Genomic DNA, 11,736 nt, shown 5'->3' with positions numbered 1-11,736 from the left:
TCCGTCGTGGTGCAATGCAGGCCATGATCACCCGGCTGCTGTACCTGGCTCGGCACGGCGAGCAGGAGAACGCGGCGACCGAGTCGCCGGAGGCCGGCCTGTCGGAGCGCGGCCGGCGGCAGGCCAGGCTGCTCGGCGAGCGACTGCGGGGTCGGTCGTTCGCCGCCGTGCACCACGGGCCGCTGCGTCGGGCCGAGGAGACCGCCGAGCTGGTCGCCGCGTCGCTGCCCGGCGTGCCGGTGTACGCGACGGAGTTGGCCGGTGACCACATCCCGCACGACACGGAGCCTGCCGGCCTGCCTCCGGCGTACGCCGAATTCCTGGCGCGGGCCACGACGGCCGAGCGGGTCGACGGGCCGCGGGTGACGGCGGCGGCGGTACGGCGGTTCGCCGGGCCGGCCGCCGAGGAAGCTGGTGGCGCCGAGGGAGCCGAGCCGGTTCGTGAGCTCGTCGTGACGCACAGCTTCCTGATCGCCTGGCTGATCCGGCATGCCCTCGACGCGCCGGAGCGGCGGTGGCTGGGTTTGAATTCCCAGAATGCGGGGCTGACCGTCATCCGGTACGGCCCGGCCGGGCCGCCGAACCTGATCGCCGTCAACGACGTGGCGCACCTGCCGCCGGATCTGCGCGGCACGGGCCTGCCGCCGGACTACCTGGTCTGAGCGGCGGGCGGTCAGCCGGTGGCCCGGAGCAGCAGCTCGACCAGCGCCCGGGTGGCCGGCGGCGGGGCGGAGTCGGCGGGGCAGTCGACGTACCCCGACTCGATCGTGCCGACAATCAGCCGGTAGCTGAACGCGTCCGCGCAACTGGTCGGGGCGGCCGTTCGGCGGGCCTCGGCGGTCAGCCGGGGGTCGGCGACCAGCCCGCCCAGCCGGCCGAGGTCGGCGGGCCCGAGTTGGCCGGTACGCCGGCCGCCCGCGCGGTCAACGGCGGTCCACCGGCCGTCGGGCTCGACGGTCACCACGTCGCCGCGGCCGGCGAAGCCGCCGGACCGCTTCAACAGCACCCGGGCGGTCGTGCCGGTGCCCGGGCCGCTCGGGGTCGGGCCGGTGCTGGCCGTCGGCTGGGCCGGTGCGGTGTCGACGGGGGTGTGGACCGGCAGCGTCCTGGCTGGTTCGGAGCCGGTGCAGCCCGCCAGCAGGCTGAGCAGTAGCGCGGTCGTGGCACCGGCCGCCGAGATGCGTCTCATACCGCTCGGACGTGTGGTCTGGATCGCCGGTTCCCTCGTCGCGGCCCTCATCCGTTCGGCCAATGTCGATGTCTGCAAGCGGTCCAAGGCTTCTCTTTTTCTCCACACATAGTTATATCTACATGCGTGACTACCCCCGTCACAAACTTTCTCCTTCCAGGAGGGCACGTGAAACGAACCCTTGCCGCCGTCAGCGCAGCGCTGCTCACCAGCGGCCTGCTGACCTGCGTCGCCACCTCGGCGCACGCGGCCCCACCTCCCGCCCCCGCGTCGGACGCCTCCGCCGCGGCCCGGGCGGCGACCGTCCTGCGAGCGAACCCCGGCGCCGTCCAGGGTTCCAGCGCCGAGTCCTACCGGGTGCACAGCACCAGGGTGGACGCCACCGGCGCGGCGCACACCCGCTACACCCGGACCTACCAGGGACTGCGGGTGTACGGCGGTGACTTCGTCATCCACACCACGCCGAGCGGCACCTACGCCGGCAGCTCCGTCGGTCTCGCCGCGCCGCTGACCCTCGGCACCACGGCCAAGATCGCCGCCGCAGCCGCGGGCAGGACCGCGCGCGCCGGGTTCACCGGCAAGGTCGACGCCGTCGGCGCCCCGGAGTTGTTCGTCGACGCCAGCTCCGGCCAGGGCCGGCTCGCCTGGGAGACCGTGGTCAGCGGCTGGCAGCCCGACGGGCAGACCCCGTCCCGGCTGCACGTGATCACCGACGCCACCACCGGCGCGGTCGTGGGCTCGTACGACGAGATCGAGGCGGTGACGGGCACCGGAAACAGCCTCTACTCCGGAACGGTCAGCATCGACACGACGCTCTCCGGCAGCACGTACCAGTTGATCGACCCGTCGCACGGCAACAACCGCACCTGCGACATGAACAACGGCACGTCGACCTGCACCACCTTCACCGACCCGGACAACACCTGGGGCACCGGCGCCAACTCCAACCGGCAGTCCGCCGCCGTGGACGCGCACTTCGGCGCGGCCAAGACGTTCGACTACTACACGAACGTGCACGCCCGTAACGGCATCTTCGGCAACGGCACCGGCGTGCCGAGCCGGGTGCACTACGGCAACAACTACGTCAACGCGTTCTGGGACGGCGCCCAGATGACCTACGGCGACGGCTCGGGCAACGCCCGCCCGCTCGTCTCGCTCGACGTGGCCGCGCACGAGATGAGCCACGGCGTCACCGAGAACGTGGTGCCGGGCGGCCTGACCTACTCCGGTGAGTCCGGCGGCCTCAACGAGGCCACCAGCGACATCTTCGGCAACATGGTCGAGTTCTACGCCAACACCTCGGCCGACCCGGGCGACTACCAGGTCGGTGAGAAGATCAACATCAACGGCAACGGTACGCCGCTGCGCTACATGTACAACCCGTCGCTGGACGGCTCGTCCGACAGCTGCTGGTCCGCCAGCACCAAGAACAAGGACGTGCACTACTCCTCCGGCGTCGCCAACCACTTCTACTTCAACCTGGCCGAGGGCACCGGCGCCACCGCGTACGGCACCTCGCCGGTCTGTGGCTCCGCTCCCGCGGTGACCGGCATCGGCCGGGCCAAGGCGGAGAAGATCTGGTTCCGGGCGTTGGACGTGTACTTCACCTCCAACACCGCCTACGTCAACACCGGCAACCCGGCGAACACCGCCCGCGCGTACAGCCTGAAGGCGGCCACCGACCTGTACGGCACCTGCGGTACCGAGTACAAGGCCGTACAGGCTGCCTGGACCGCGGTGAACGTGGCCGGTAGCGACGCACCCTGCTCGACCGGCAACGACTTCTCGGTGGCGCTCTCGCCGACCGCCGGCTCGGTCAACCCGGGCGGCTCGGTCTCCACCACCGTGTCGACCGCCACCACCAGTGGCTCGGCGCAGACGGTGACGTTCTCCGCGTCCGGCCTGCCCAGCGGGGCGAGCGCGGCGTTCAGCCCGGCCTCGGTGACCTCGGGCGGCTCGTCCACCCTCACCATCAGCACCACGGCGGCCACTCCGCCCGGCACCTACACGATCACCGTGAACGGCGTGGGCGCGGTCACCCGGACCGCGACCTACACGCTGACCGTCAACGGCACCGGCGGTGGCTGCACGTCGCCGGGTCAGAAGTTGGCCAACCCGGGCTTCGAGTCCGGGGCGACCGGCTGGACGGCCAGCGCCGGCGTGATCACCAACTCCAGCGGCCAGGCCGCCCGCACCGGGTCCTGGAAGGCGTGGCTGAACGGGTACGGCACCACCCACACCGACACGCTCGCCCAGTCGGTGAGCCTGCCGTCGGGCTGCTCGTCGTACACGGTCAGCTTCTGGCTGCACATCGACTCGGCCGAGACCACCACCACCGTCGCGTACGACACGCTGCGCGTCCAGGTGCTGAACTCCGGCGGGACGGTGCTGGCCACGCTGGCGACCTACTCCAACCTGAACAAGGCCGCCGGCTACAGCCAGAAGTCCTTCTCACTGGCGGCGTACGCCGGACAGAGCGTGTCGCTGAAGTTCACCGGCGTCGAGGACTCCTCGCTGCAGACGTCCTTCGTGGTCGACGACACGGCGTTGACGGTCTCCTGACCTGACCGATCACCGAGCTGGCCCGACGGCCACCCCCTTCCGGGTGGTCGCCGGGCCAGCGCCCGTCAGCACGCCGGTCTCTGGGCAATCTTGGACACTTACCGTCAGCGCGGAACGGTAACTGTCCAAGATTGCCTCAGCAGGGCGCCTGCGGCGGGTGTTGGCTGACCGATCGTCGTCGGGTCGGCGCCCGTTAGGGTCGCGGCACTGGCGTAGCGTGCCGGCGGGTCGGATCGGCGGCGTTGGACGGCTGGCGTTGGAAGGGGCGGACGTGTCGGACGCGGAGTTGACCGTCGAGGTGACCGGACCGGTGGCCACCGTGGTGATCCACAACCCGGCCCGGCGCAACGCGATGACCGCCGCCATGTGGCGTCAGCTCCCCGAACTGCTCGACCGGCTGGAAACCGATTCCGACGTACGGGCGTTGGTGCTCACCGGCGCGGGGAACGCCTTCTGCGCGGGCGCCGACCTCGGCGACCTGGCGGAGCTGTTGGACGCCGGCGACGCCAGCATCGCGGTGGCCGCCGAGGAACGGCTGGCCCGCTTCGCCAAACCGACGGTGGCGGTGATCCGGGGTGCCTGCGTCGGGGGTGGCGCCCAGCTCGCGGTCGCCTGCGACCTGCGGATCGCCGCGGACGACGCCCGTTTCGGCGTACCTCCGGCACGGCTCGGCCTGGTCTATCCGGCGCCGACGACCCGCCGGCTGGCCCGGCTGGTCGGCCCGTCCGCCGCCAAGCACCTGCTGTTCACCGCCGAGCTGATCGACGCCGGGCGCGCCCTGCGGATCGGTCTGGTCGACGAGGTGCTGCCGGCCGACCGGCTCGCCGAGCGGGTGGACGACCTCGTCGCGACGATCGCCCAGCGGTCGCCGCTGAGCGTCGCGGCCGCCAAGGAGATCATCGACGATCGGGCCGGACCCGCCCGGATCGCCTGGTGGCACCGCAGGGTGGTGTCCACCGGCGAGGCCCGTGAGGGTGTGGCGGCGGTCGCCGAGCGCCGGCTACCCCGCTTCGCCTGGCGGTCACCGGCCGGTGACTGACCGCGCCTGAACCGACCGACCGGGGCCGGCGGGTGCCGCGCCGAGGGCGTACCCCCGACGCGGCCCCCCGTTCCCGCCGACCGGTCCGATCACCGCCCGGCCAGTGCCGACCAGCCCGGGTTGACCGGCTCCCGACGCAGCGGCATGCCCGCCTCCGTCGGCGTCCGGTCGCCCTTGCGCTGGTTGCAGCCGTAGCAGGCGGCGGTGGTGTTTCGCCAGGTGTTCCGGCCGCCCCGCGAGCGCGGCAGGATGTGGTCGATGGTCGACGCGGTGCCGCCGCAGTAGGCGCAGCACCGGTCGTCACGGCGCAGCACCCCCGCCCGGGACCAGGCCGGCCCCGAGCTGAACCGCCAGCGGGTGACCACGTAGCGGACCAGCCGCACCACCCGGGGCATCGGGAAGACCCCGATCACCTGGTCCGGCTCGGCCTCGTGGATCTCGGCCACCCGGCGGCAGAGCATCCGGATGGCGTGTTGAACGGTGACCCGGTGCAGCGGGCCGAGGTCGGCGTTGATGACGAGGACGGCGTCCACCGGGATCTCCCTTCAGGCTGGTGACGGAGGACTGGGGTCCGGACAGCGGAGAGCCGCCCGGTCCGGCTGTTGGACGGGCGGCTCGGCGCGTACGGACACGCGTCAGTCGGGCCGGCCCACCCGGGGACCTTCCGCTCGGCAACCGTCGACGGGCAGCACGAATGGCACGGTGGTGACGTGCGACATCGTCATGATCTGCTCCCGCGGGGTGGTTGACCTTGCGCGATCACGGTAGGTCGACAGGGGAGAGACGAGCAACGTATTTCGATCGGCCGTCCGGCTCCTCCGGCCGGCGCTGCCGGCTCCTGCGGGCGGGGCCCTCGGCCGTCTGTCGGGCGGTGGCCAGCGGGCGGTCCACCCGCACGGCCATCCGCGCGGCGAGTTCACTGTCCAGAAGCGGCCGGTTGACCTCACCGGCGACCGCCAGCGCGGGCCCGGAGATCGACCGCCAGATGGCGGCCAGACCGGCACCGAGGCCCAGCAGGGCGACGGTGGCCCGGGTGGTCGGCGAGCCGGCGGCTGCGGCGGCACTCACGCCCACCACCGCGAAGAGCACCACCAGCAGGGGTACGAGCACCGGCCAGAAGATGCCCCGGGCTGCCTGCGCCACCAGCCGGCGATCCCTGATGATCAGATTCCGGGCGACCACCGCGTAGTCCTCCTCGTCGAGCAGGTCGCGCGGATGCAGCCCTCCGGTGAGTACGCCGCGCCACAGGTCGCCCTGGTTGCGCAACTCCCGGGCCAGCTCGGTCAGGGCCGGTTCGGTCGGGTCGCCCCGGCCCGCCTGTTCGACGGCGGTCGCCCAGCTGGCGAGCGAGCGGCGCACCACCGCGGCGGAGTACGGAGGCAGGACGCTGGCCAGCTCCTCCAGCCACCGGCTGATCTCGATCTGCCGCCCGCCGAAGCGTCGCGCCAGCTGGGCGCCGTCACCGGACCGGACGGTGTCGGCCAGCGACCGGCCCAGCCGGTAGGCCAGCCCGACCCGGTGGTTGGTGGCCATCGCCCAGCGCAGGACCTCCATGTTGAGGTCGTCGAGGGCGATCAGCAGCGGACCCGGGTCGGCGGGGCCGGGTCGGTCCAGGTCGGGTAGCCGTGCCCGGGCTGCCGAGGTGTCCGGTAGCGGCCCGGTGTGCCGGGTGAGGTCGGCGATCTGGCCCAGCGCGACGTCCACCCCGTCGAGGTACATCCGCATCCGCCGGGGCGCGGACATCTCGGTGAAGTTGGAGAGCTTGGCCGGTGGGCCGGGCGCCCGGGTTTCGGCCGGGCCGAGTTCGGCGTGCCGACCGTGGTGGTACGCGTCCGCCATCCACCAGCCCAGTCGCAGGGCGGTGACGATGCAGGCGCGCTCGTCGCGGATCAGCGGGTACGCGTCGTCCCGGCCGATCTCGTCGACCGGTGGCCCGCTCGACGCCCCGGCGCGGTGCAGTGGTGACATTTCCCGCTGCCTCCCGCCCGGTCGGTCGACGGGTGATCAACCGAGCGTACGGGAGTGAATTGTCGCTTATGATGGCTTTCGTATTTTTTGAACGGCGAGGAAGTCAGCGTCGTCCGGCCAGCAGGCCCCGCGGCCGGATCGAGTACACCGGTTCCGCCGCACCACCCTCGGCACGCAGGATGGAGTTCGCGGCGATGATGCCGGTGGCCGCGGACCGTTCCATCAGGGCGCTCGGGAAGTCCGTGGCGATGCCGTCGCCGGCCAGATAGAGGCCACTCGCGTCGGTGCGTACCCCCGGTCGCCAGGCGTGGCTGCCCGGCGTGAACGCCGGCGCCTGCGCCTCCACCCGGGCCCGCAGCTCGCGGACCCGCAGGCCGGCGGCCTCCGGCCAGAGCGCGACCAGCTCGCGGCGCATCCGTTCGGCCAGCTCCTCGGCCGGCACCCCCGGCTCGCAGGCGTACGCGTGCAGCTCGATCACCGAGCCACCCGTCCGTTCCGCCCAGCGCCGTGACTCGTTCTCCAGCCGGTGGTAGAGCGTCACCGAATCCAGGGTGGGCTGCCGGGACACCCCGTTGAACACGGCCCGCTCGGCGGCCACGTCCCCGTCACACCAGTAGCGTGCCACCGCGTACGGCGGGCCGGGCGTGCCGAACGCGGGCATCCGCGCCACCAGCTCCGGTGCCTGTCGAACAAGATCGGGGGAGGCCGCGACCAGGGCGGCGAGGGCCGGCGGGTCGACGGCCAGCACCACGTGGCCCGCCGGGTGGCTGCCGCCGTCGGCGCTCGTCACCCGCCAGCCGCCGCCGTCGCGGTGCACCCCGGTCGCGGCGGCCCGGGTCAGCACCCGGCCGCCGTGCTTCTCCACGTGCCCCCTCAGCGGCTCCCAGATCGCCGTGCCGTAGTCCTCGTCCGGGCAGTCGAAGGCCAACCCCTCCGGGTTGCCGAGCAGATAGAAGTGGAACTGGGCGACCATCTCGGCGGCCGACATCTCCGCCTCGTGGTTGAAGAACGAGTGCGAGAAGACCTCGAACAGCATGGCCCGCGCCCGGTCCGGCAGGCGCAGCGAGGCCAGCAGCTCGTCGGCGGTGGTGTCGTCCAGTTCGGCGTAGGTGCGGACCGGGTCGTAGCTCAGCAGCGGCAGCGCGGCGTCCCGGTCCATCAGCCGCAGGTCGGCCAGGCGCAGGCTCGGGCTGCGCAGCAGCAGCGCGAGCAGGTTCGCCGGCGGTGCGGGCGGCAGCTTGCCGAACTCCTCGGTCGGCCACTGGGCGCTGAGGATCGGGTAGCCCGGAATCGGCTTGAGGAACCCCAGGTCGGGGTCGATCCGGCGCAGGACCGACCGCCAGTTGTAGTACTGCCGGAAGAACGCGTGAAAGCCGTGCTCGTTCTGCTGGGCGCCGTCGGCGAGCGCCTCCGGCCACGCGCCGAGCCGGCCGCCGAGCGTGGGCGCGGCCTCCAGCACCGTCACCGCCACACCCCGCTCCGCCAGCACCACCGCCGCCGACATGCCGGCGATGCCGCCACCGACCACGACCGCCGTGACCGGTCCCGGCACGCGGTCGGCGCCACCGCCGCCCGGGTCCACCTCGTGCTGGCGTACGCCGAGAAGCCGACCCACCACTTGCGACACCGCCACGAGCACCTCCCGGGCTGATCAGAGCCCTCAGTCTGCCGTACCGGCCGCCCGGTCGGGCGTCAGGCAACGGCGGACCCGGTCGGAGGCGGGCCAGACGTACTCCAGATCCGGCGGAACGTCGTCACCGAAGATCGGGCGGTAGTGCGCGGGGTCCTTGCGCAGCAGTGACGAGCGGTGGCTCAGGTGCAGGTCGTCCCGGCCCAGCCAGGGCGGCAGCTCACCGGCCTCGGCCAGCTCGACCTGGGTACGCACGACGCCTGCTCCGCACGCGGCGGCGAGGTCGACGGTCATCGTGGTGGCACAGGTGTCGGCCCGGCCCGGCTCGGTCCAGACCGCGCACATGTCCAGCCCGTAGCGGGTGAGCGCCTCCTCGTACCCGGCCCACATCTTCACCGCCGGGTGGTTGCGCCAGCCGTATCCCGGCCGGGTGAGCCCGCGCAGCACCTGGATGGCCTCCACCCTCTGCTTGCCCAGCCGCTTCTGGTCCAGCGTCCGGGCGCTGGCCAGGAACTCCGGGTACGGGAGGAAGGTCTGCATGCCGTTGCTCTACCCGCAGCCAGGGTCGGCATGCCTGGTCTCCGGTGATCGGAGACGGGGTCGCCCACCGTGGTGGTGCTGGCTACGATCCGGGCATGGCGGAGCCGTGGCGGGACCGGGCGCGACGGGCGGTCGAGTGGAACTGGCGGCTGCGGGCCGTCGGTGACGCCCGGCCGCACTACGTGATCTGCGGGAAGGACGCGCTGGCCTACTACGTGGCCCGTGCCGTGCTCGAATCCGAGCTGCCGGTGGGCGGCGCCCGGGTGACCGTGGTGGTGCCGGAGCGGTACCGCAGCAACGGGCCGGACGTGGCCGGGCTGCGCGGGGTCCGGGTGGTCCGTTCGGACCGGCTGGACGTGCCGACCTTCGAGGCGGCCGGGCTGGCCGGGGCGGCGGGGCTGGCGCTGCTGCACCAGGACGACGTGGGCAACCTGTACGCGGCGTTGTGCGCCCAGGCCGTCGACCAGCGGGTCCGTCAGGTGCTGCGGATGTTCAACGGCACCCTGGCCGACGGCGTACGGAAGCTGCTCAAGGCGCGGGTCGAGGTGCTCTCCGACGCCGAGATGGCGGCGCCCGCGTTCGTTGCCGCCGCGCTCGGCGAGGTCGACCCGAGTTCCTTCCAGCACCGCGACAAGACCTTGCGGGTGGCCCGGCGCGCCGACGTCCGGCCACAGGACGTGGTCTGCGCGTTGGCCGATTTCGGCGCGGAGCAGGGGGTGCGGCTGCTGCCGGCCGAGCAGGCCGAAGCCGACCTGGTGCTCGCCGAGGCGACCGGGCAGCCGCCGGGCACCGAGGTCGCCGCTCGTCGGCTGGTCCGAGCCCGTCGGCGGCGCCGGCCGGTCACGGTGCTGATGGGCGCGGTACGCGGCTTCGCCACCCGCAAGATCGGCATCGCGGTGATGCTGGTGCTCGCGCTGATCGCGGTGCTGGGCGCGCTGATCTCCCGTGCCGAGGACGTCTCCCCGTTGGAGGCGTTGTATCTGACCCTGGTCACCACGCTCAGCGGCGCCGACCCGGACACCAACAAGGCGGCCGACGCGCAGATCATGCAGGTGGTGCTCAACCTGGCCGGCCTGGCGCTGATCCCGCTGATCACTGCGGTCGTGGTGGACGGCATCGTCAACGCCCGGCTGGCGCTGCACACCGGCCGGTTGCAACCCGCCCGGGAGGGTCACTTCGTGGTGGTCGGCCTCGGCAACGTCGGCACCCGGGTGATGGCCCAGCTCCGCGAGTACGACGTCGAGGTCGTGGCGATCGACAAGAACCCGGAGCCGCGCGGCGCCGCCCTGGCCCGCCAGTTGGAGGTGCCGCTGGTGGTCGGCGACGCCGCGCTGCCGGAGACCCTCGCCTCGGCCTCGGTGGCGGACTGCCAGGCGCTGGTGGTGGCGTCCACCGACGACGTGGCCAATCTGGAGGCCGCGTTGGCCGCCCGGGATCTCCGCGACGACCTGCGGGTGGTGCTGCGGCTCTTCGACGGTGACTTCGCCGAACGGGTGGAGGAGACGTTCGCGCTCGGTGTGTCCCGCTCGGTCTCCTACCTGGCCGCGCCGGCCTTCATCGGCGCTCTCACCGAACGGGCGGTGATCACCACCATCCCGGTCGACCGGCATGCGCTCCCGGTCGCCGAGGTGCCGGTCGCCCCAGGCTCCGAGCTGGACGGTCGGCCACTGGACGTGGTCAACCGCGACGGGCAGGTCCGGCTGATCGCCCGTACCCCGGCTGGCGGAGCGAAGACGATCTGGTGGAGGGACCTCGAACCCCGACAGGTGATCTTCCCGGGCGACCGGCTCACCGTGGTCGCCCGTCGGCGCGGCCTGGACTGGCTGACGAAGCAGTGCGCGCCACCGGCCGTGGGAAAGGCGCCCACACCACCCGGCCAGCTCGGCTCGGTGCCCCGGTCGGCGCCGACCTCGCCCGGCGCGGCCCGACCCGTGGGCCCGCCGTCCCTTCCAACCGTGGAGCCCGCCCCGCCCCCGGGGCCAACCGACCAGGAGGTCGCCGCCTCGGCCCCCGGCGCGGCCCATCCGGTGTCGACGCCCATCTCGCCCCCCGTCGCTGCCGTACCGCCGACCCAGGGCGCAGGCGTCGAGCACTGGCCGGGAGAGCAGAGCGGCGACACCGGCGTCCGGGACGAGCCGGACGCCAGCGCGACGCGGTCCGCCTGACCGTTCGACGACGACTCCTCCCTGTAGGGTGCGCCCGTGCTTGGTGGTGGGGTTGGTCGACGAGCCCGAGACGTGCAACGACGCCGACGTGCTCCGGCGATCGTGCGGTGGCTGCGGGCTCGACCACGGTGGTGGCCGGTGGCGGCCGGTCTGGTCGCGGTGGCGGTCCTGGTCTGGGCCCTGTGGCCCGACGGCGAACCCGAGCCGCGCCAGCGCGAGTATCGGGCAGAGACGGCGTGCCTGCTCACCGGCGCGAAGGGAGTCACGGCCCCCGAGGCGCGGCCGGTGTGGGCCGGCATGCAGGAAGCGTCACTCACGACGCGGGTCAAGGTGCAGTTCCTCGAGGTGGATGGTCCCCAGACGGGGGAGAACGCCGAGACGTTCCTCGCCAGCCTGGTGCAGAGCCGTTGTGGGGTGATCCTGGCGGTCGGCGAGGCGCCGGTGCAGGCGGTGCTCCCCACCGCGGCCCGTTATCCCTCCGCCACATTCGTTGCCTTCGGCGCCACGTCTCCGGGGCCGAATGTGTCCGTCGTGGAGGCTGCCGAGCCGGAATCGGTGCAGCGTAAGGCCAGGGACCTGGTCGCCGCGCTGGAGTCCGACCGGGACTGACGCTCCAAGGTTCTTCACAGGTTCAGCCGTTCGG

10 protein-coding genes are annotated in these 11,736 nt (G+C 72.8%); 5 read left to right on the top strand and 5 right to left on the bottom strand.

The window, feature by feature from the left end; all coding sequences use genetic code 11:
* On the top strand, positions 1 to 662 hold a 662-nt coding region (locus ACLJN9_RS27795), incomplete at its 5' end, for a histidine phosphatase family protein (protein WP_410814566.1).
* Between the two features lie 11 nt (positions 663 to 673).
* On the opposite strand, the gene ACLJN9_RS27790 is transcribed toward ACLJN9_RS27795, so the two are convergent.
* Positions 674 to 1,189 (bottom strand): hypothetical protein, encoded by a 516-nt coding sequence (locus ACLJN9_RS27790; RefSeq protein WP_410814565.1) that lies wholly within the window; start codon positions 1,187 to 1,189, stop codon positions 674 to 676.
* Between the two features lie 168 nt (positions 1,190 to 1,357).
* Here ACLJN9_RS27790 and ACLJN9_RS27785 point away from each other — a divergent pair, with 168 nt between their 5' ends.
* Complete coding sequence (locus ACLJN9_RS27785) at positions 1,358 to 3,751, top strand: M4 family metallopeptidase (RefSeq protein WP_410814564.1); 2,394 nt, start codon at positions 1,358 to 1,360, stop codon at positions 3,749 to 3,751.
* Between the two features lie 271 nt (positions 3,752 to 4,022).
* On the top strand, positions 4,023 to 4,790 hold the full coding sequence (locus tag ACLJN9_RS27780) for an enoyl-CoA hydratase/isomerase family protein (protein ID WP_410814563.1): 768 nt from the start codon (positions 4,023 to 4,025) through the stop codon (positions 4,788 to 4,790).
* An 89-nt stretch (positions 4,791 to 4,879) separates the two neighbouring features.
* Here the strand turns inward: ACLJN9_RS27780 and ACLJN9_RS27775 are convergent, their stop codons facing one another.
* The 4 genes from ACLJN9_RS27775 to ACLJN9_RS27760 form a co-directional block, all read right to left on the bottom strand.
* Positions 4,880 to 5,323, bottom strand: a complete 444-nt coding sequence (locus tag ACLJN9_RS27775) for an HNH endonuclease (RefSeq protein ID WP_410814562.1) — start codon at positions 5,321 to 5,323, stop codon at positions 4,880 to 4,882.
* A gap of 226 nt (positions 5,324 to 5,549) precedes the next feature.
* Complete coding sequence (locus ACLJN9_RS27770) at positions 5,550 to 6,758, bottom strand: hypothetical protein (RefSeq protein ID WP_410814561.1); 1,209 nt, start codon at positions 6,756 to 6,758, stop codon at positions 5,550 to 5,552.
* A gap of 103 nt (positions 6,759 to 6,861) precedes the next feature.
* Positions 6,862 to 8,391: an FAD-dependent oxidoreductase gene (locus ACLJN9_RS27765; RefSeq protein WP_410814560.1), complete on the bottom strand. Its 1,530-nt coding sequence runs from the start codon at positions 8,389 to 8,391 to the stop codon at positions 6,862 to 6,864.
* A gap of 27 nt (positions 8,392 to 8,418) precedes the next feature.
* Positions 8,419 to 8,928 (bottom strand): MSMEG_6728 family protein, encoded by a 510-nt coding sequence (locus tag ACLJN9_RS27760; protein ID WP_410814559.1) that lies wholly within the window; start codon positions 8,926 to 8,928, stop codon positions 8,419 to 8,421.
* 95 nt (positions 8,929 to 9,023) lie between these two features.
* Here ACLJN9_RS27760 and ACLJN9_RS27755 point away from each other — a divergent pair, with 95 nt between their 5' ends.
* Entirely contained in the window at positions 9,024 to 11,093 is a 2,070-nt protein-coding gene (locus ACLJN9_RS27755) for an NAD-binding protein (RefSeq protein ID WP_410814558.1), read from the top strand.
* A 138-nt stretch (positions 11,094 to 11,231) separates the two neighbouring features.
* The gene (locus tag ACLJN9_RS27750; RefSeq protein ID WP_410814557.1) at positions 11,232 to 11,702 is read left to right on the top strand and encodes a hypothetical protein; all 471 of its coding nucleotides are present in this window, start codon (positions 11,232 to 11,234) and stop codon (positions 11,700 to 11,702) included.
* Positions 11,703 to 11,736 lie beyond the last annotated feature (34 nt).

It is taken from the genome of Micromonospora sp. 067-2 (assembly GCF_046549295.1).
In the GTDB taxonomy this organism is placed as follows: domain Bacteria; phylum Actinomycetota; class Actinomycetes; order Mycobacteriales; family Micromonosporaceae; genus Micromonospora.
Note: the sequence above shows the minus strand (reverse complement) of the source record. Positions and strands in the feature narration are given on the sequence as shown.

Coding starts and splice junctions, on each gene's coding strand:
- ACLJN9_RS27790 (WP_410814565.1), bottom strand. CDS start 1,189: ATGAGACGCATCTCGGCGGCCGGTGCCACGACCGCGCTACTGCTCAGC.
- ACLJN9_RS27770 (WP_410814561.1), bottom strand. CDS start 6,758: ATGTCACCACTGCACCGCGCCGGGGCGTCGAGCGGGCCACCGGTCGAC.
- ACLJN9_RS27760 (WP_410814559.1), bottom strand. CDS start 8,928: ATGCAGACCTTCCTCCCGTACCCGGAGTTCCTGGCCAGCGCCCGGACG.
- ACLJN9_RS27755 (WP_410814558.1), top strand. CDS start 9,024: ATGGCGGAGCCGTGGCGGGACCGGGCGCGACGGGCGGTCGAGTGGAAC.